This window comes from Streptomyces sp. NPDC050674, assembly GCF_040654575.1.
Taxonomy (GTDB): Bacteria; Actinomycetota; Actinomycetes; order Streptomycetales; family Streptomycetaceae; genus Streptomyces.
Window position 1 is genome coordinate 66380 of sequence record NZ_JBFAIG010000008.1, and the last position, 19350, is coordinate 85729.

General features: G+C 72.3%; 20 protein-coding genes. 7 read left to right on the plus strand and 13 right to left on the minus strand.

The window, feature by feature from the left end:
* Positions 1 to 70 precede the first annotated feature (70 nt).
* Positions 71 to 574 carry a glutathione peroxidase gene (locus tag AB0I06_RS15350; protein ID WP_363119273.1) on the minus strand — a complete coding sequence of 168 codons (504 nt, stop codon included), beginning with the start codon at positions 572 to 574 and terminating at the stop codon, positions 71 to 73.
* Positions 575 to 583: 9 nt separating this feature from the next.
* A complete protein-coding gene (locus AB0I06_RS15355; RefSeq protein ID WP_363119274.1) occupies positions 584 to 1576 on the minus strand; it encodes a helix-turn-helix domain-containing protein in 993 nt (330 codons plus the stop codon).
* Between the two features lie 76 nt (positions 1577 to 1652).
* On the opposite strand from AB0I06_RS15355, the gene AB0I06_RS15360 reads away from it, so the two are divergent.
* Positions 1653 to 2831: an MFS transporter gene (locus AB0I06_RS15360; RefSeq protein ID WP_363119275.1), complete on the plus strand. Its 1179-nt coding sequence runs from the start codon at positions 1653 to 1655 to the stop codon at positions 2829 to 2831.
* Between the two features lie 88 nt (positions 2832 to 2919).
* Here the strand turns inward: AB0I06_RS15360 and AB0I06_RS15365 are convergent, their stop codons facing one another.
* The 8 genes from AB0I06_RS15365 to AB0I06_RS15400 all read right to left on the minus strand — a co-directional run bounded on the left by AB0I06_RS15365 (position 2920) and on the right by AB0I06_RS15400 (position 8942).
* Positions 2920 to 3393, minus strand: coding sequence for a MarR family transcriptional regulator (locus AB0I06_RS15365; RefSeq protein WP_363119276.1), 474 nt, complete (start codon positions 3391 to 3393; stop codon positions 2920 to 2922).
* 20 nt (positions 3394 to 3413) lie between these two features.
* On the minus strand, positions 3414 to 4097 hold the full coding sequence (locus tag AB0I06_RS15370; protein ID WP_363119277.1) for a hypothetical protein: 684 nt from the start codon (positions 4095 to 4097) through the stop codon (positions 3414 to 3416).
* A gap of 332 nt (positions 4098 to 4429) precedes the next feature.
* Positions 4430 to 5233 (minus strand): SAM-dependent methyltransferase, encoded by an 804-nt coding sequence (locus AB0I06_RS15375; RefSeq protein ID WP_363119278.1) that lies wholly within the window; start codon positions 5231 to 5233, stop codon positions 4430 to 4432.
* 127 nt (positions 5234 to 5360) lie between these two features.
* Complete coding sequence (locus tag AB0I06_RS15380; RefSeq protein WP_363119279.1) at positions 5361 to 5846, minus strand: hypothetical protein; 486 nt, start codon at positions 5844 to 5846, stop codon at positions 5361 to 5363.
* Positions 5847 to 5995: 149 nt separating this feature from the next.
* Positions 5996 to 6673, minus strand: a complete 678-nt coding sequence (locus AB0I06_RS15385; protein WP_363119280.1) for a polysaccharide deacetylase family protein — start codon at positions 6671 to 6673, stop codon at positions 5996 to 5998.
* A complete protein-coding gene (locus AB0I06_RS15390) occupies positions 6670 to 7347 on the minus strand; it encodes a glycoside hydrolase family 11 protein (protein WP_363119281.1) in 678 nt (225 codons plus the stop codon). Before AB0I06_RS15390 ends, AB0I06_RS15385 begins: the two co-directional genes overlap by 4 nt.
* Positions 7348 to 7656: 309 nt before the next feature.
* Positions 7657 to 7992 (minus strand): deoxyxylulose-5-phosphate synthase, encoded by a 336-nt coding sequence (locus AB0I06_RS15395; RefSeq protein ID WP_363119282.1) that lies wholly within the window; start codon positions 7990 to 7992, stop codon positions 7657 to 7659.
* Between the two features lie 50 nt (positions 7993 to 8042).
* Complete coding sequence (locus AB0I06_RS15400; RefSeq protein ID WP_363119471.1) at positions 8043 to 8942, minus strand: LysR family transcriptional regulator; 900 nt, start codon at positions 8940 to 8942, stop codon at positions 8043 to 8045.
* 79 nt (positions 8943 to 9021) lie between these two features.
* On the opposite strand from AB0I06_RS15400, the gene AB0I06_RS15405 reads away from it, so the two are divergent.
* The 6 genes from AB0I06_RS15405 to AB0I06_RS15430 all read left to right on the plus strand — a co-directional run bounded on the left by AB0I06_RS15405 (position 9022) and on the right by AB0I06_RS15430 (position 16390).
* Positions 9022 to 10032, plus strand: coding sequence for an EamA family transporter (locus AB0I06_RS15405; RefSeq protein WP_363119283.1), 1011 nt, complete (start codon positions 9022 to 9024; stop codon positions 10030 to 10032).
* Positions 10029 to 10730 (plus strand): NAD(P)H-binding protein, encoded by a 702-nt coding sequence (locus tag AB0I06_RS15410; RefSeq protein ID WP_363119284.1) that lies wholly within the window; start codon positions 10029 to 10031, stop codon positions 10728 to 10730. Before AB0I06_RS15405 ends, AB0I06_RS15410 begins: the two co-directional genes overlap by 4 nt.
* Positions 10731 to 10995: 265 nt before the next feature.
* Positions 10996 to 11724 carry a hypothetical protein gene (locus tag AB0I06_RS15415; protein ID WP_363119285.1) on the plus strand — a complete coding sequence of 243 codons (729 nt, stop codon included), beginning with the start codon at positions 10996 to 10998 and terminating at the stop codon, positions 11722 to 11724.
* Positions 11721 to 12095 (plus strand): transcriptional regulator, encoded by a 375-nt coding sequence (locus AB0I06_RS15420; protein ID WP_363119286.1) that lies wholly within the window; start codon positions 11721 to 11723, stop codon positions 12093 to 12095. Before AB0I06_RS15415 ends, AB0I06_RS15420 begins: the two co-directional genes overlap by 4 nt.
* A gap of 478 nt (positions 12096 to 12573) precedes the next feature.
* Positions 12574 to 13107, plus strand: coding sequence for an SMI1/KNR4 family protein (locus AB0I06_RS15425; protein ID WP_363119287.1), 534 nt, complete (start codon positions 12574 to 12576; stop codon positions 13105 to 13107).
* Between the two features lie 121 nt (positions 13108 to 13228).
* Positions 13229 to 16390: a BTAD domain-containing putative transcriptional regulator gene (locus AB0I06_RS15430; RefSeq protein WP_363119288.1), complete on the plus strand. Its 3162-nt coding sequence runs from the start codon at positions 13229 to 13231 to the stop codon at positions 16388 to 16390.
* Here AB0I06_RS15430 and AB0I06_RS15435 read toward each other — a convergent pair.
* From AB0I06_RS15435 to AB0I06_RS15445, 3 genes are all read right to left on the minus strand, one after another.
* On the minus strand, positions 16368 to 17162 hold the full coding sequence (locus AB0I06_RS15435) for an ABC transporter permease (RefSeq protein ID WP_363119289.1): 795 nt from the start codon (positions 17160 to 17162) through the stop codon (positions 16368 to 16370). The two genes, AB0I06_RS15430 and AB0I06_RS15435, sit on opposite strands and share 23 nt — an antisense overlap.
* Positions 17159 to 18139 carry an ATP-binding cassette domain-containing protein gene (locus AB0I06_RS15440; RefSeq protein WP_363119290.1) on the minus strand — a complete coding sequence of 327 codons (981 nt, stop codon included), beginning with the start codon at positions 18137 to 18139 and terminating at the stop codon, positions 17159 to 17161. Before AB0I06_RS15440 ends, AB0I06_RS15435 begins: the two co-directional genes overlap by 4 nt.
* A 310-nt stretch (positions 18140 to 18449) precedes the next feature.
* On the minus strand, positions 18450 to 19016 hold the full coding sequence (locus AB0I06_RS15445) for a Uma2 family endonuclease (RefSeq protein ID WP_363119472.1): 567 nt from the start codon (positions 19014 to 19016) through the stop codon (positions 18450 to 18452).
* Positions 19017 to 19350 lie beyond the last annotated feature (334 nt).

Sequence of the window (19350 nt, forward strand, 5' to 3'; positions counted from 1 at the left end):
CTCTTCCGCCCGATGACGAGGACACTCGGGCCTGACCCAGGGGCAAGGTCAACGCCCCGCCGGCGCCCTTCTAGGCCAGCTGGGCCTCGATCGCCGCGACGACCTCCGCCGCGTCCGGCTCGGTCTGCGGCGAGAAGCGGGCGACCACCTGGCCGTCCCGGCCGATGAGGAACTTCTCGAAGTTCCAGCGGATGTCCCCGCTGTGCCCCTCGGCGTCGGCGAAACCGGTCAGGCGCTGGTACAGCGGGTGCCGCCCCTCGCCGTTGACCTCGACCTTCTCGGTCATCGGGAAGGTCACGCCGTACGTCGCCGAGCAGAACTCGGCGATCTCGTCGGCGTTGCCGGGCTCCTGCCCGAGGAACTGGTTGCAGGGCACGCCGAGGACGGAGAAGCCGCGCCCGGCGTACTGCTCGTGGAGCTTCTCGAGGCCCGTGTACTGCGGGGTCAGGCCGCACTTGGAGGCCACGTTCACCACGAGCACGGCCTTGCCCGCGTACTGGGACAGGTCGGCGGAGCCGCCCTGGAGCGCACCGATCTCGACGTCGAGGGGAGAGGAACCGTTGGTAGTCGTCATGAGCAGACCCTAGCTCCGCCGGGTGCCGGGCCTCTGGGGGGCCTCGGTGGCCTCCACCAGCACCTGCCCCGCCGCCGTCCGCGAGTACAGCACCGACCTGCCCGCCCGCCGCCGCTCCACCAGACCGGCGTCCAGCAGCACCCGCAGATGCCGCCCGACGGAACCGAGGCCCTGCCCGGTCACCGCGACCAGCTGGCTGGTGCTCAACGGCGAGCCGAGCCGGACCAGCACACCGGCGCGGGCCGTGCCGAGCAGCGCGCCGAGGCTCGCGGGCACCGGTCTGCCGCCGGGGTCGGCCAGCGCCCCGGCGCACGGGTAGACCAGCGCGTACCGGTCCGTGCCCTCCCACGCCACCCAGCCGATGCGCTGCGTCGTGATGGGCACGAACACCAGCTCGGCACCGGACAGCTCGCGCGGCGGGTACTCGTGCGCGTTGACCTGGAGCCGGTTCTCCCCGAGCCACTGCGTCCCCGGCCGCAGCGTGTCCAGCGCCGACGCCCAGCCGCCCCGGCTGACCTGTGCGGTCCGCGCGACCACATCGGCTTCCAGAACGCGCCGGCGTTGGGGCCAGTACGGCTGTACCGCCGTCGTCCAGACGTACGTCAGGAGGTCGGCGGCGCGCTCCGGGAGGTCGTCGCGGTGCAGCGGAGGCGGGACCGGGCCGCGCAGCGAGACGGTGAGGTCCGTGCGGGCCGCCACCGGGTCGGCCGCCCGCACCCGCGCGACGCCCCGCTCGAAGGTCTCCCCGTCGCGCGGGGCGGGGGACAGGAAGTCGGCCGTCCACTCCCGCCCGATCCCCGCGCTGATCAGCTGCGCGGTCACCGGGTCCCGGGCCAGCCGACGCCGGTAGGACGGCAGATGGGCGTCGAGCCACCGCCGCTCGCCGGGGTGTGCCGCCTCGGCCGAGTGCAGCAGCCGCAGACTCGCGAAGGCCTCGGCGAACGGCGAGATCACGAACCGGCTCCGCGCCAGGGTGTCGGCGTTGATCTGCCACCAGCCCACGGAGCACCCCCTCCCCGACGTTTCGCGCCTGCGCGAAACAATAACCACGCGGGCGGGGCCGCCGAAGACTCCGCCCATGCGCAGTTACCGCGATCTGTTCCGCACACCCGAGTTCACCCCGTTCTTCCTGGCCGCGTCGGCGCAGCAGGTCGCCCAGACGATGGGCAACCTGGCCCTGGGCATCCTGGTGTACCGGGCGACCGGGTCACCGCTGCTGTCCGCGGTGAGCATGTTCGGCTCCTCGCTGGTGCAGGTGCTCGGCGCGACCTTCCTGCTCTCCGCCGCCGACCGGCTGCCCCCGCGCGCGGCCCTGACGGCCCTGTCCCTGCTGTTCGCCGCGGCCACCGCCGCACTGGCCCTGCCCGGTCTGGCCGTCTGGGCGGTCCTCGCGATCGTCGTCGCCAAGGGGCTGGTGGAATCGGTGGGCGGGGGAGTGCGCTGGGGCCTGCTGAACGAGATCGTCTCCAAGGACGGCTATCTGCTCGGCCGCTCGGTGTTCAACATGATGAGCGGCCTCATGCAGATCACCGGCTACGCGACCGGCGGCGCGCTCGTGGCCCTGCTGTCCCCCCGGCTGTCCCTGCTGGTGGCCGCCGCCCTCTACGTGACGGCGGCCGCGGTCGTACGCCTCGGACTGACCCGCCGCCCGCCCCGGACGACGGGCCGCCCCTCGGTGTCGGCGACCTGGCGTGCCAACGCCCTGCTCTGGTCCTCCCCGCCCCGACGGCAGGTCTACCTGGCCCTGTGGGTCCCCAACGGCCTGGTCGTCGGCTGTGAATCCCTCTACGTCTCCTACGCACCCGCATCCGCAGGCACCCTCTTCGCCTGTGCCGCGTTCGGCATGCTGGCCGGGGACGTGCTGGTCGGCCGGGTGCTGCCGCCCGGCCCGCGTTCCCGCCTCGGCTTCCCGCTCCTGCTGCTCCTGGCCCTGCCGTACGTGCCGTTCTTCCTGCACCCGGCGCTTCCGCTGGCGGCGGCCGCGGTCACCCTGGCCTCCGTGGGGTTCGGCGCGGCCCTCGTGCAGCAGGAGCGACTGGTGGCCCTGACGCCCGACGACCTCACGGGCCACGCCCTGGGGCTGCACTCGGCCGGGATGCTCACGATGCAGGGGGTGGCGGCGGCGCTGGCGGGGTCGCTCGCCCAACTGACCTCCCCGGCTTGGGCGATGACGGCGATGGCCGGGGCCTCGGTGGGCGTGACGTTGCTGCTGAGGGGCGCGGCGGGGAGGGCGGAGCTGAAGACGGTGCCCTGCTGAGGGAGGTCCGCGGGCGGCGGCTGACGGAAAGGCCAGTACGCCAGTAGGCCACCAGGCCAGTCGGCGAGTCGGTCATCCGGTCAGTCGTTCAGCCGGCGCCCGGGCCCCTCGCGGCCTCCACGAACACCTCGGGGACCTCGTTGTCCACCACGACCCGGGACAGCAGGACGGCCAGCCGGTCCCGCTCGGCGCCGCTCAGCCCGGACGGCAGAGCCTCCATCCGACGGCAGGTCTCGGCGTAGAACTTCCGGGCGAGCGCGGCCCCTTCGTCGGTCAGCCCGACCCGCACGGCCCGCCCGTCGCGCGGGTCGGACTCCCGCCGTACCAGCCCGCGCCGGACCGTCCGGTCCACCAGCCCGGTCAGACTCGACTTCGCCAGCCCGAGCGTCTCGCCGAGCTCGCTCATCCCGTACGGCTGCGCCATCAGCACGCACAGCAACTGCCCCTGCTGCGGCGTCAGTCCGTACGTACGGCTGGCCTCCGCGTACACACCGTCGACCAGGAACGCCGCGCGCACCAGCGCGGCGACGACTCCCACCTGACCGGTTGCCCCGTTCCCCATCGGGTCAGGGTACCGACCGGTCACTCCTCGTCCGGGGCCTCGCCCTCGATGAGGCGTTCGGCGATGTCGTCGGCCCACTCCTGCGCCCAGCGGCGCAGCCCGGGCACGGACGCCGGGTCGAGACCGTGGACGGTGAACGCCCTGTCGTCGAGCCAGTCCGTGCCGGTCAGCCGTGCCTGGAGGTCGGTGAGGTCGAAGGTGCCGGGGGCGTGGCGGCGGCCGAGTTCCTCCAGTTCGGGGTGGCTCCAGCGGGCCGAGGCGGCGTGCACGTCGACCAGGTCGCGTGCCAGTCCGCGGTCGGCCAGGTCCCGCACCCGGGTGCCGATCAGATCGTCCAGGGCGAGCGCCGGACCGAGCGCCGTCTCCACGGGCGGGCGCCACAGCATCTCCTTGCGGACACGGACCTCGCACTCCGTGCCGCTCGCCGCGTCCGTGACCAGGAACTGCGCGGTCAGCGGCTCGGTCTCCAGGGTCCGCACGAGCCAGCCGCGCCCCACCAGGCCGGACCGGACGGCCCCGGCGATGACGTCCATCGCGGCCGGGTGCTCGGTCGCCAGGTCCACGTCCGGCCCGGCCCGCTCGACGAGCCCGTGCGCCAGCACCCCGTAGCCGCCGCCGAGAACGAGGGAGTAGGCCTCACCCACCCCCAACAGATCCCCGAGAAGCCGACCGACGGGCTCGGGCACGGGGGGAGGGACGGACATGCCCCGATTATCCCGTGACACCGAACCAGCACTGCCCCCACCGACCCGGACGGGTGACGCCCCCCGGCCATCTCGGGGACGCGGGGAACGCCGCGACAGGCCGCCGGGGCGAGGCTCTTTCTTGGGGGCGCGGGGAACTGCGCGACCAGCCCCCACGGCGCCGCACGTTCCCGGGGGACGCGGGGAACATCGCGACAGGCCGCCGGGGCGAGGCTCCTTCTTGGGGGCGCGGGGAACTGCGCGCCGAGCCTCCACGGCGCCGCACCCGCTCAGACAGGGGCGCGGGGAACTGCGCGACCCCTGCCCAACCCCACCCGCACGGGACGACATACCTACACCTTGCGCCCCACCCCGCAATACGCATCCACGGCGACGCCCCCGAAACCGGCGTCACCCGAAGCCCCCGGCCGCCACTCGGGAACCCGGACCACACCGGGCTCCACCAGCTCCAGCCCCTCGAAAAACCCGGCGATCTCCGCGACGGCACGGACGTGATACGGCACCGCCCCACTGGAGTTGTACGCCTCGGACGCGGCGATCATGCCCTCACTGGTCGCGGTGCTGTCACTGATCACCAGGTGGCTGCCGGACGGCAGCCCGGCCATGAGCCGCCGCACCAGATCGCGCGCCTGCTCGTAGTCGGCCACATGACCGAGGGTGTTGAGGATCATCAGGCCGACCGGCCGGGAGAGGTCGAGCGTGCCGGCGGCGGCCTCAAGGACGGCCTCGGGGTCGTAGAGGTCGGCGTCCAGATACGCGGTCCTGCCCTCGGCGGTACTGGTGAGCAGGGCGTTCGCGTGCGCCAGCACGATGGGGTCGTTGTCGACGTACACGATCCGGGCGTCGGGAGCGACGCGCTGCGCGACCTCGTGGGTGTTGTCGGCCGTGGGCAGACCGGTGCCGACGTCGAGGAATTGCCGTACCCCCTGCTCACCGGCCAGATACCCGACGGCCCGGCCCAGGAACCGGCGGCTGGTGACCGCCACGTCCACGAGCCCCGGGAAGATCGACTTGATCTGGTCCCCGATCTCGCGGTCGACCTCGTAGTTGTCCTTGCCGCCGACGAAGTAGTTCCAGAAGCGGGCCGAGTGCGGCTTGGAGGTGTCGATACGTGCGCGCAGCCTGTCATCGGACACGGCGTGGCCTCCTGGGGGGGGTGGGAAGGGGGGACCGGCCCACCAACCTAGGTGAACCCGCCGCCGCGCTCGCGGAGTTGCCCTCCCCGCCTCCGGCCTGCCGTGGAGTTTCGGCCACGGCCGCCCGCTACACCCCGCGGGAGGCGAAACCGCCCAGGTCCGCGCCGCCCTCGTGCCCGTGGTGCCGGGTGACCAGCCAGAACGCCCACGCCAGGGACCACAGCAGCAGCCCGGCGGCGACCGGCGTACCGAAGATGACCAGCAGCCCGGCTCCGATGTTGGCCCCGATGCCTCCCGCGGTCAGGATCCGCCACCCCACCCCGGCCATGAGCCCGAGCACCACCAGCGGCCCGAGCACCCCCCACCACCGCCGGTCCAGCGCCCCCCGCAGCGAGGCCCGCACGAGCACCCCCGCACCGGCCGCCGCCAGCGCCAACGCGAGCCCCCCGGCGACCGCGGCCACACCGTCCGCGATGTCCCACGGCTGGAACGCGTAGTCCAGTTCACTGGCCGGCAGCCCGTCGTAGTTCTGCTGCCCCATCAACCCCCAGGCGGCCACGGGTACCCCACCGACGAGCGCGACCCCGGCCCCGAACAATCCCCGTTTCGTCATACGTCAAGGATCGACGGGCAGCGGAGGGACGTCATGAGCACGCGTACTCATGTACGACACGCGCCGACGGCCGACTGTGAACCGCCGGCCCGGCGCCCGCCGGGACCGCGCCCGTGGCGCGACGGCGGGTGTGCCGTCGCGCCGGGCGCTCAGGACGGGGCCACCGCGCGGCCCGTCTGAGGGGAGATCGCTCCCGCGCACAGGCCTCGGGAGGCCAGGCCCTGGGCGATGCGCGGAATGGCCGCCAGGGTGTTGGCCGGCCAGTCGTGCATCAGGATGATCTGCCCGTTGGTGAGGCGGGCGGCGGACTGGACGATCGCGTCGGTGCTCGCGCCGTTCCAGTCCTGGGAGTCGACGTTCCAGATGATCTCGGTCAGGCCGTACCGGGACGCGACCGACTTGACCGTCGCGTTCGTTTCGCCGTACGGGGGCCGGAACAGTTTCGGCGTGCCGCCGCCCGCGCTGGCGATGGCCTGCTGGGTGCGGGAGATCTCGGAGTCGATCTGCGCCTGGCTCAGCCGGGTCAGGTGCGGGTGGGTGTAGCTGTGGTTGGCGACCCACATGCCGGCGCTCACCTGGGCCCGGACCAGGGCCGGGTCGGCGGCCGCGTTGCGGCCCTGGTTGAACATGGTGGCCCGCAGGCCGTTCTGCCGGAGCGCGCCGAGCAGTCGCGTCGTGGTGCCGGAGGGGCCGTCGTCGAAGGTGAGTCCGACGTAGCCGGCACCGCAGGCGGCCGCCCGTGCCGGGGTGGCGGTCGAGGCCGTGGTGGCCGTGACCACGAGGGCCGCGGCCGCCGCGACGACGATCGGCACGCGCTTCGCCGTCACGGCCCCACCCGGATGCTGGAGCTGCCGCTGCTCCGGTATCCCTCGGTCGCCATGATCATGTAGTACTTGAAGTTGCCCAGGGGCATCCCGGCCCGGGCCCACGCGTCGAAGTGGTTGCCGGTGGTGATGGTGCCGCCCGTCCGCTTCGACTGCCGCACGCTCCAGTACTGGTCGAAGGTGCGCACGCCCTCGACGGACGGGGCGTTGTACCGCGTCGTCTTGTAGATGTCGTACGTGCCGCCGTCGCTGGTGACGGTGCCCTTGTACGTGCCCGTGGGCCGGTAGGTGCCCCAGTTGTCGACGATGTAGTACTCGACGAGCGGGTTCGCGGTCCAGCCGTAGAGCGTCAGGTACGCGTTCCCGGACGGGTTGAACGAGCCCGAGTAGGTCACCGTGCGGCGGGCGCCGGTGCTCCAGCCCTTGCCGGCGACGAAGTTCCCGGTGTTGCGCCATGAGGTGCTGTAACTGCCGCCGGAGGACAGGGTCATGGAGACCGTGCCCGGCGCGTCCGTCCAGAACGAGTAGTGGTAGCCGTTGTTGGTGCCCGTCTGGTTCGTGGTGACGACGGTGTCGGCGTGCGCGGTGCCCGGCATCGTGAGGGCCGCGGCCGCGACCATCAGCATCGTGAAGACGCCGCTGAGGAGCAGCCGCAAGCGGCCGGATGACTGGTTCATGGGGTGCTTCCTCCATGTCCTCGTGGGGTGGGTCTATGGGGGAGCTCTGTCATCCGGGAGTGTTGGCCTGCCCCTGTCAACTGTCAATGGTTTCGGCGTTTGTCGCGAAAGCTTCGGCACCATCCGGGAAAGCCGAAAGGCGAATAGCTGCTGCTCACACGACAGTTGGCGGCTCGATGTCGTCGAGTGTCCAAAGTCATCCGCCGCCGCATGGGCGGAGGGATGGGCTCCGCTCGCCGAATGTTTCGGAGGTCTTCCGGAGCAAGACGCATCACCGCACGGGCCCCGGCCCCCGGGCTTTCCGCACCGTCAGGGCAGGTCCCGGCGGATCAAGGCGCGGGCGAAGGGTTCTCCGGTGGCCCGCGCGAAGGCCATCCGCTCGCGCACCTCGACGAGGGTGCGGGGGCGGTAACCGGGGCCGCCGCAGCAGCTCTTGTGGAAGCGCACACCGGCGTGCAGCAGCACAGAGAGGGTCCGCCAGGCGGCGGTGTCCCGCCTCTTGGGTGCCGCGAAGGCGGAGCCCACGTGGATCAGCGGTCCGGCGCAGCGCGGACAGACCCGGCCGGAGTCGTGCCGGCCGGGGTGGGGCTGCTTGTACGAGGCCCGGCAGGGCAGGCAGACGTACGAGGTCTTTCCATGGGCCATGCGGCAAGGGTAGAGCCGCAGCCGGGCCGGGCTCGAGGCGTTTCCGGCGGTCAGGACCATGCCGACGGCGCACCCACCCCCAGGACGCCGAGCATCGCCCGGGTGGCCGGGCTGGGGTTGAAGCGGCTCCACACCAGGTACTCGGTCCGACGCGGTCCGTCGGCCACCGGGACCAGCGCCAGCCCGGGGTCTCCGGCGGCCCGGGGCCGGATGAACGCCGACGGCAGCAGCGCGATGCCGAGCCCGCGCGCGATCAACTGGGTGATCAGCTCGACGACTCCGGCTTCGTACGCGACCTCGCGCGCCAGGCCCGCCGCGGCGAAGGCCTGATCGGACTGGGCCCGGGCGGGCGTACCGCTCACGAAGTCCACGAACGTCTCCTCGGCGATGTCCCGCAGCGTGACCCGGCCGGATTCCGCCAGCCGGTGCCCGGCCGGCACCACCAGCACATGCTGGTCGTGACCGAGCACGACGGCCTCCACACCGACCGGCGGTTCGCCCTCCGGCACGCCGAGGAAGGCGATGTCGAGCTCGCCCCCGCGGACCGCCGCCGCCAGGTCGTCACTGCGTCCGGACCGGAGGGCGACGCGGACGTCCGGATGCCGCGCGCGGTACCGCTGAAGCAGCTCGGGCACGTCGACGGCGGCCGTCGTCACGATCACACCGACGGCGAGCCGGCCGCGCACCACGCCGGTCGCGGCGGCGGCGTCGGCGGCCGCGCGGTCCGCGGCGGCCAGACACTCGCGTGCGCCGGCGACGAACGCCGTGCCCGCGGGCGTCAGTTCGACCCGTCGGCTGGACCGGGCGAACAGCTTGACCCCGAGCTCCCGTTCGAGGGCGGCGATCCGGTGACTCAGCGACGACTGCACCACGAAGCAGCGTTCCGCTGCGCGGGTGAAGTTGCGGGTTTCGGCCACGGCGACGACGTAGCGCATCTGCTGGAGGTCCACCCATCCATCGTTCTGGCTCATGGCTGCGATGACAAGCATGTGTTGGACACATGGAAGGGCGTTTCTGAGACTTCATCACATGCAGACCCCGCCCACGTCGACCGCGCCGGTGCCCGGCAGCCCGGGCATCTCGCACGCCCCGCGGCCGGCCACCACCGCCGCCCTGACCGCGCTCACCGCGCTCGCCCCCGCGTCCTGGGGCACCACGTACGTCGTCACCACGCAACTGCTCCCGCCGGGACATCCGCTCTTCGCCGGGATGCTCCGCGCCCTGCCCGGCGGGCTGCTCGCGCTGGCGATCACCCGCGTCCTCCCGCGCGGGGACTGGTGGTGGAAGGCCGCCGTCCTCGGCGCGCTCAACATCGGCGCCCTGTACCCCCTCCTGTTCGTCGCGGCCGAACGACTTCCCGGCGGTGTCGCCGCCACCCTCGGCGCGGCCCAGCCGCTGCTGGTCGCCGGGCTGGCCGTGGCGCTGCTCCAGGTCCGGCCGACGGTCTGGCGCCTGACCTGGGGTGTCCTCGGCGTGGTCGGCGTGGGACTCGTCGTGCTGGGGCCACAGGCCCGGCTGGACGCCGTCGGCGTCCTGGCGGGCCTCGGCGGTACGGCCACCATGGCTGCCGGGATCGTCCTCACCAAGCGGTGGGGACTCCCGGCCGGGGTCGGTCCGCTCACCCTGACCGGCTGGCAACTGACGGCGGGGGGCCTGCTGTTGCTTCCCCTCGTCGCGATCGAGGGGACGCCGCCGCGCATCGACGCCGGAGCCGCCGGGGGATACCTGTGGCTCGGCAGCGTGGGCGGACTGATCGCCTCCACGCTGTGGTTCCGCGGTGTCGGACGACTGCCCGTCGGCGCCTCCGCACCGCTGGTGCTGCTGTCCCCGCTGGTCGCAGCGGTGATCGGCGCGGCACTTGGCGAGTCACTGAGCCCGCCCCAGACCTTCGGCTTCGTCCTCGCCCTGGCCGCGTTGCTCGCGGCGCAACTCGATTCACCACGCCTGCCGGGCCGCACGGCACGCCCCGGGCGGAGAGAACCACAACCCCGAAACACCGGCTCGCACAACGACCACACACGAGAGGGACGGACCCGATGAGGACAACGACGGACCACGGCATGACGATCGCCGTGGTGGGCGCCACCGGGATGGTCGGCAGCCGGGTGACCGACGAGGCCGGCGCCCGGGGACACCGGGTGCTCGCCCTGTCCCGGAAACCGGCGGACACGCCCACCGGGAACTCGAACGTGACGCCGCTCGCGGTGGACACGACCGACGCGGACGCGTTGCGCGAGGCACTCGCGGGCTCCGCTTCCCACCGGGCCGCGGACGCCGTCGTCCTGGCGGTGCGCACCGTACCGGTCGACGAGCGGTTCCTGGTCGGCGCCACCCGTACGGTGCTGGACACGGCGGCTCGGCTCGGCATCCGCGTCCTGGTCGTCGGCGGCGCCGGCGCACTGCGCAGCCCCGGCGACCGCGACCTGCTGGTCGCGGACAACCCAGCGTACGTGCCGCCCGACATCAAGGCCGTCGCCGCCGCCGGGGTCGCCCAGCTGCGGACCTGCCGTTCCCACACCGACGCCGACCACGTCTACCTGAGCCCACCGGCCCTGCTGGAACCCGGCATACGAACGGGCCGCTACCGACGCGGCACCGACACCCTGCTCCTCGACGCGGACGACCGCTCCTGGATCAGCGCCGAGGACCTGGCGGTGGCGGTGATCGACGAACTCGAGACCCCGGGTGCCGACCCCTTGATCACGGTCGTCCACGACGGTCAACACAGTCCGGCATGAACAGGGCGGGCCGTCGGCATGGGCAGGGTGCCTCCTGGGCCGACACCGTCGGCCACTCATCTGCTCACTCTTGACCGCCATGTACTTTGTATCGCAAAGTTGGCAGGACAGGCCGTCCGGCGGTTCGCTCACCAGCGCTGCCGAAGCGACAAGCGGGGGAGACATGGGGACACCCACATCGAGCGGCGCGCCATCCGAACCGAGGGCGGACGCTGCCGCCCTGTTGGCCGCGACGGAAGGCCTCCGGGCCAGCACCCGCACGCAGATGAACGGCGCGTGGGTCCCCCTGCTCGGCTTCGGACTCCTCGCACTGGCGGCCGCTCCGATAGCCCGGTACGCCTTCAACTTCGGAGCCCACGGGCGCAACGTCGGGTCCTATCCCACCTTCGCCTACGCCGAGCTGACCGGCCTGTGCGTCGTCCACGAACCGGGAACCCCCTGTCTGCAAGGCGAGTTCGACGGAGCCGTCCTGCGCTTCGCGGCCTGGGGTGTGTGGTTCGCGCTCCTCCCTCTCGCCTGGTTCCTCTTCGCCCGCTGGTACCGCCTGCGGGGGGAGGACCGGGGCATCGTCCCCCGGCGCGGCATGTGGGTCGGCGCCGCCGCCGCAGCCACCGCAGTCATCACGACAGCCCTGGTGGCGCTGCTGTTCGGCAGGAACCAGTCGTGGGAGGCCATGCTGCTGGAAAACAGGTATGCCTCCCCGTGGTACCTGGTCGGCATCGGTCTCGTCGCCCTCGGCGTTGCCGAACGCAGTTGGATCGCCGCAGTGGCCGGCACCGCTCACACCCTGGTGCTCACCGCATACCTGGGAGCTTCCTGGGGCAGTGGCTGGTTCCCTTGGTACCAGCCCGCTGCCCCCGGCTGGGTCGACGGACCGCAGGCCAAGGCCCTCCTGCTCGCCGCCCTCCTGCTGCTCGCCGGTCTGTGCGAGTGGGCGATGACGGTCCGCCGCCGGGACGCGGGCGGTATCGGTGCGCGTACGGTCGTCTCATGAGTGTCGAGGACTCGACCGCCGCGCGGGACGACCAAGAGGGACCACATCCCACCCAGGCACTGGATGACACCGTCCACCAGCGCGTGCGGCTCGGTGTCCTCACCATCGCCAGCGAAGCCGACCGGGTCGAGTTCGGCTTCCTGAAGAAGCAACTGGCTGTTACCGACGGCAACTTGTCCCGGCACCTGAAGGTGCTGGAGGAGGCGGGAATGATCAGTACGGAAAAGGGCTACGCGGGTCGACGCCCCCGGACGTGGATCACCCTCACGCGCGAGGGCGCACAGGCCCTGGACACCGAACTCCGTGCTCTGCGCGCACTCGTGCTGCGCCTGGAAAGCCCGCGCCCCGTGTCGGGGCCACGCGACGGCTGATCACCGCTCGGAGAGTGCGATCCGGACGCGACCCAGCGGCGCCGTCGCGTGGTCCTGTCGAACCTGCCGGGCCGTGCATGAACGCCCACGTCCGCCGCTGTTGATTTCGACCATGGGTCAGCCGGAGCTAGCGCTTCTTACGGATCCTGCGCTTCTTCTCCTTGGCTTCGTTCTCCTTGCGCTGTGCCACACCGTACGCAGACCACGGTCCCTGATGGACCGGACACCGGGAGGTGCCGGTCACCACCTTCCGCTGGCAGCGCCCGCCTGTCTTGGTCGGCGCACCACACTTGGCCATGCCACTTCCCCCTCCGGTCTCGACACGCGGTACCTGGAGCTTCAGAAACCGTGGCTCGGCTTCCGTCGGCAGGGAAGGCGCATACCGGATCGCCGGGTGCGCGCGGGCGTACGTCGGGCGCCACTGGCTCGGCAGACCGTACAGCTCTGGACTGACAGAGCTGCTCGCTAGCCTGTTCGCGTGACCCCTACCGATGACCGGGCTTTCCCCGAGGCCCTCGCCGCCTCTCTGGCACTTCCCTTCGACTACGGCGACGGCGACGGCGACGGCGTCGACTTCGAGGCGTTCCCGGCCTTCCTGTCCGCCGAGGAGACCACCGACTGGTTCCGCGCCTGGACGGGCAACGGAGAACTGGACGGCGACAGCTTCCGCGTGTTCGGCCAGGACGGATCGGGGGGTCATGCGGCGTTCTGGCTCGTCCACCCCGACCGCCCGCTCGTCGAGCAGCCTGTGGTCTTCCTTGGGTCCGAGGGCGAGACCGGTGTCCTGGCGCGCGACCTGTGGGCGTTCCTGTGGCTGCTGGCCGGCGGATACGGGCCCTGGGAGGCGGCCACCTCGTACGAGACCGACCGGACCGCGCACCCCGACCAACGGCTGACGGCCGTAGCCGAACGATTCGCCGCCGGCCACAAGCAGTCGGCGGCTGAAGTCATCGAAGAGGCGACCCGGGAGTATCCGGACTTCGACGACACCATCATGGAGCTCTGCCGCTGAAGGGTCCCCGGCCGCCCGCACGGACCCGCTCCGCTCGGTCCTCGGGCCGCCGCCGCGACGGCACCGCGCCGGACCGCCGTCCCGCCGGTGCCCTCGGCGCGCCGCTGGCTAGTCTGCACACGTGATGACCGAGTTGGCCTTGCTGTCCCAAGTCGCCTGGCACGGGCGGGAGATCACCGCGCCGCGGCTGCGGGGACTGTTGGCGTTGCTCGCGGAGGACCTGCGCGCCGGCTGTAGCACGGGGCGGCTGGTCGAAGGGCTGTGGGCGGACGAACTGCCCGAGCGGCCGGGCAAGGCGGTGCAGGTCCTGGTGTCACGGCTCCGGGCCCAGCTGGGTGCCGATCTGGTCGTGAGCACGCCGACGGGATACCGGCTGGCACTGGACGAGGAACAGGTCGACAGTTCCGCGCTGCTGCTGCGCGAGGCCGCCGGCGCCGAGCGCGCGCGGGCGGGCGATCACGAAGGCGCCTTGCAGCAGGCCGAGTCGGGCCTGGCCCTGTGGGACGGGAGCGTGGGCGCCGCCGCGGGAGAGGACCTGCGCGATCCGGTGGTGGCCCTGCGCACCGCTCGGGTACGGGCGTTCCGCTCGCTGGTCCGCTCCCGGGCGCTCGCACTCGCCCGGCTGGGGCGGCGCGAGGAGGCAGCGGCACCGCTGGCCGAGCTGGCCGGTGAACTGCCGCGCGACGAGGAGGTGCTGGCGGAGCTGTTGCGCTGTGAGGCCGCCACGACAGGGCGGGCCGCCGCGCTGACCCGCTACGACACCTATCGCCGCGAGCTGCGCGATGAGCTGGGCACCGACCCGGGACCCAGGCTCAGATCCGTGTACCAGGAGTTGCTGCGCGCGGACGTGCCGCCGGTCCGCCACGGCGTCACACACGAGCCGAACCCCCTGCTGGGCCGGGACGCCGACATCGCTGCCGTGGCCGCGCTGCTGCGTGACGCCCGGGTGGTCACCGTCGTCGGTCCCGGCGGTCTTGGCAAGACCCGCCTCGCCCATGCGGTGAGCCGCGCGGCCGAGCAGCCGGTGGTCCACTTCGTCACGCTGGCCGGTGTCATCGCCGGCGACGACGTGGCCGGTGAGGTGGCCTCCGCCGTCGGCACCGCGGAAGGGCGGCAGTTCGCCGGCGGCGGCGACGCGGTGAGCGGCATCGTCGCCGCGCTGGGACCGGGGCCGGTCCTGCTCGTCCTGGACAACTGCGAGCAGGTGATCCACGGCGTGGCCGATCTCGTACAGGCGCTGGTGTCGCGGTCGAAGGGGCTGCGGATCCTGGCCACCAGCCGGGCCCCGCTGGGGCTGACCTCGGAGTCCGTGTACGCGCTGCCTGAGCTTTCCCTGGCGACCTCGGCCGAGTTGTTCGAGCAGCGCGCCCGGGCGGCCAGACCCGGCGTGGAACTGCCCACCGGCCCGGTCACCGAGATCTGCCGCCACCTGGACGGGCTGCCGCTGGCCGTGGAACTCGCCGCGGCCCGGGTGCGGGTGCTGTCCGTGACCGACATCGCACACCGGCTGCACAACCGCTTCACGCTCCTGCGCGGCGGCGCCCGAGACGCTCCCGAGCGGCATCGCACGCTGCGGGCGGTGGTCGAGTGGAGCTGGAACCTGCTGGAGCCCGACGGCAGGGCGGCGATGCGGGCGCTGTCGGTGTTCCCGGGCGGCTTCACCGAGGAGTCGGCGCGGTACGTGCTCGGCGAGACCGGCGACGAGGACGCCTTGGCCCTGCTGGAGCAGCTGGCCGACCAGTCCCTGATCAAGGTGGACGACAGCCCGTCCGGAGTGCGCTTCTCCATGCTGGAGACGCTGCGGGAGTTCAGCGCCGGCCGGCGGGCGGAGGCGGGCGAGGAGGAGGCGGTGACCGGCCGGTTCCTGACCTGGGCCCGCGATTTCGGCCGCGCCCACCACGATGTGCTGTTCGGCGGCGACCCGTTGCCCGCCTGGCGCCGGATGCGGGCCGAGCAGGACAACCTCGCCCTGGCCCTGCGGCACGCGCTGGACCGTGGCGACGGGCCGGCCATCGCGGCCGTCACCGCCGTGCTGGCCTCGCTGTGGGCCACCGACTCCCACTTCGCCCGCCTCGCCGCCCTCGCCGCCGACACCGCCGGGCCGCTGTCCCATTTCCGCCCCGGACCCGACAACCCCGAGGACGTGGAACCGGCCCGCAGCGCGGCGGCCGTGTGCGCAGCCAGTCTCTTCATGGGCTTCGGCCCGCACGCCCTGCGCCAGCTCGTCACGCTGCGCCGGCTGCCACCCGCCCGCCCGGACACCCTGCCCCGGGCGATGGCGGTCGTGCTGTGCGCCGTCCCCGGCATACGCCCGCCCGAGTACGCGCGGCTGGAGGAACTCTGCGACGCCGACGAGCCCATGCTGGCGGGCATCGCGGCCGGCGTCGCCAGCTACGTATGGGAATCCGAGCACCAGACGGAACGCGCGCTGGACTGCGCCCGGCGGATGCTCGGCGCGCTGGAACCGCTCGGCAATCCGGCCATGCGGCTGCTCGGGCACGGCAGGATCAGCGAGCTGTGCCTGCAGTCCGGGCGCGGCGCGGAGGCGTACGACCATCTGCGGGCCGCGCGGGACGAACTCAGCGAGTTCGGCGCCTGGTTCGACCTGGCCGGCATCGGCTGGGGGCTGGTGCTGGCCTGTCTGCACCGCGGGGAGTTGGACGAGGCGGAGTACTGGCTGGGGCTCACGGCCGCGGACCAGCAGCCGGAGGCCGCCCAGGCGTACACGCCCGATCATCCGGCCCGGGCGGAGATCGCGCTGGCCCGGGGGCTGACCGAGGTCGGGCTCGGACTGTGGCGGCAGGCCGTGGAGGGGGTGCGGGAGGCCGGCTTGCTGTATGCCGACGATCCGTTCATGGAGCCGTGGCTGCTTCAGGTGCAGTCGGCCGCGGTGGCGGCGCACGCACAGCACGGACGGCTGGAGCCGGTGGCGAAGCTGGCCGCGGAGTTGCGGGAGCGGCTGCTGGAGATGCTGTCCGGCCCGTCGGGCCCTTCCGGTGACCGGGCGCCGGTGGAACTGCCGGTGTACGGCACGGTCCTGCTCGCCCTGGGCTTCGCCGGGCTCGCCCGCGGCGATACGGCGGCCATGCGGCTGGTGGCGCTGGCGGAACGGATGCCGGTGGTACGGGAGTTCCCCACCCTCTCCCTGGCCCGGTCCCGGCAGGCGGCCGAGAACGCCGACAGGGCGGCGTACGCCGACGCGGAGTCGGAGTACGCCGCCCTGGGGCGGGAGGAACTGCGGGCAGCGGCGCTGCGCGAGCTCAACTCCGCGGCTCGCGGTTGAACAGGGACCGGGACCACCAGTAGCCCAGCAGGCTCAGGACCAGGCACCAGGCGACGGCGAGGACGGCGTTCTTGGTGCCGATCCCGGTGCCCAGGAGGAGGCCGCGCAGGGTCTCGATGGCGGGCGAGAAGGGCTGGTACTCGGCGAACCAGCGGAGCCAGCCCGGCATGGCGTCCACCGGCACGAACGCGCTGCCCAGGAGCGGAAGGATCATCAGGGGCTGGGCGAGGTTGCTGGCCCCTTCGGCGTTGGGGGACGCCAGGCCCATGCCGACCGCGAGCCAGACCAGCGCCACGCTGACCAGCGTCAGCAGGCCCACCGCCGCGAGCCACTCGAGCGGCGTCGCGTCAGGCCGGAAGCCGATGGCCACACCTACGCCCAGGACCACGGCCAGGGCCAGCAGCGACTGGATCACGCTGCCGGCCACATGGCCGATCAGCACGGAGGTGCGGGAGACCGCCATGGTGCGGAACCGGGCGATGATGCCCTCGGTCATGTCCATGGCCACGGACACGGCGGTGCCGATCGCGATCCCGCCGATGGTCATGAGCAGGATGCCGGGGACGAGGTAGGCGACGTACTGGGAGCGGTCCGCGGTGCCGCCGTTGATGCCGGCGCTCATCACATCGCCGAAGACGTACACGAAGAGCAGCAGCAGGATGACGGGGGTGAGGAGGAGGTTGAGCGTGAGGGAGGGGTAGCGACGGGCGTGCAGGAGGTTGCGCCGCAGCATGGTGAGGTTGTCGCGGAAGGTGTGAGTGACGGCGCTCATCGGACGCTCTCCTTGGGGGTGGCCTGCGGGGACGGGGCGGGGGCGGGCCTGCCGGTCAGGGCGAAGAACACGTCGTCCAGGTCCGGGGTGTGCACGGACAGTTCGTCGGCCTCGATGCCGGCGGAGTCCAGCCAGTCGAGGATCGCGCGCAGCTCGCGCTGGCTTCCGCCACTGGGGATCTGGAGGCTGAGCGTCTCGTCGTCGCGGGTGGTCTCGCGCAGCGCGGTCGCCGCCCGTTCGTACGCCACCGGGTCGGAGAAGCGCAGCCGCACGTGACCGCCGGGGACGAGCCGCTTGAGCTCCTCGGCGCTGCCCTCGGCGACGAGCTTGCCGCCGTTGAGCACGGCGATGCGGTCGGCGAGTTCGTCGGCCTCCTCCAGGTACTGGGTCGTGAGGAAGACGGTGACGCCGTCGGAGACGAGTGCGCGGATGATCTGCCACATGGTGTGACGGCTGCGCGGGTCGAGTCCGGTGGTCGGCTCGTCGAGGAAGATGATCCGCGGGTCGCCGACCAGGGTCATGGCGATGTCGAGGCGGCGCTTCATGCCGCCGGAGTAGGCCGAGGCGGGTTTCTTCGCGGCCTCGACGAGGTCGAACCGCTCCAGCAGCTCGGCGGTGACCCGGCGCCCCTCGCCGCGGGAGAGGTGGTGCAGGTCGGCCATCAGGAGCATGTTCTCCTCGCCGGTGATCAGACCGTCCACGGCGGAGAACTGGCCGGTGACCCCGATCGCGGCGCGCACCGCCTGGGCCTCGGCGGTGAGGTCGTGCCCCGCGATCCGCGCCTGTCCGCCGTCGGCGGAGATCAGCGTGGACAGGATGTTGACCGCGGTGGTCTTGCCGGCGCCGTTCGGCCCGAGGAGGGAGAACACCGTACCGGTGGGCACCTGGATGTCGATGCCGTCGAGGACGGTCTTGTCCCCGTAGGACTTGCGCAACCCGGTGGCTGCGATGGCGAGTTCGTGACCTGTCGTCGTCATGCCGCAGAGCGTGCGGCCGAGGCGGTTCAGTACGGCCTCAACGGGGTTTCAGTCCATGGGCGAGGGGTTTCAGGGCCCTGAAACCCGCAGGTGCCTGAAAGACATCGGCCGTCAAGGCCCGCTCGTAGCCGCTGCTGTCCGCCGTTGTTGATGCCAGCTGTGGGTCAGGTCGGCCGAGGCACCTGCCGCGCGGTGCTGTTTGCCCTGGTCAGGGCAGCACGGTGAGCCACTTGGTCCGGCTCATGCCGCCCTGTGTCGGACCGTCCGCTCACATCGCTCACCCGCTGCCGGCTGCTGAGCAGCGCGTGGGTCAGATCTGGCCGAGGTCGATCCGTACCGGGAAGGGGGCCGCTACCTTGAGGACGCCGGTGAACACGTCTCCGTCCCGGTAGGTCTTGGTCGCGGGGTCGAGGACGTAGGTGTACACGAGAGGAACGCCTGTCGCGGCCTGCTCGATCCGCCAGTAGAAGCCGATGCCCGCCTTGGCGTACTGGTCGACCTTCACGATCCGGTCGGTGGTCTCCGAGCCCGGTGCCACTACCTCCGCGACCAGCAGCACGTGCTCAGGGCGGGTGGGAATGATGTCGATCGTGTCTGCGCGGTACACGATGACGTCCGCGCGGCGATTGGTGAGTGGGACGTCCTGAAGCCGGACGTCGAAGTCCGTGTCGGCGTTCCACTCCGGGCCCGCGGCGGCATCGAGGGCGTTGGCGAGAATCCGGGCGAGCCGGTTGTGCCGCTTGGACGCACTCGGAGTCACGACGACCATGCCGTCCACGATCTCGATACCGGCGCACTGCTCCTCGGACCAGGACTCGTACACCTCCGCCGTGATCTGCTCATGCATCCATGCCGGGGCCACCATCTCGGCCGCTATGAAGCACCTCCTGGACGCTGTGCTGCGGGCACGATCCCGCTGGATTCAGCGTACTGTCTGCCGTCCGTCCGGCGCGCTTGTCCCGCTCACGCACCCTCCCCGTCGGCCGCCGTCCGGCCAGCGCGCCCACGGCAAGAGTGAGGAACCGGCACGGTGGCCTCGTCACCAGGGGACCGGAACAGTCCAGCGGCAACACTGACCCATTGCGGCAGCCGTCGCGGTACCGCGGGCGCCGATACGGCGCGTCGGGGACCTGTCCCGTTCGGTACGCGTCCGCTGCCCGAGGCGGATGGGGTGATCGCCGAGGCCGCCGCCAGGTCTGTACCGCACGCCG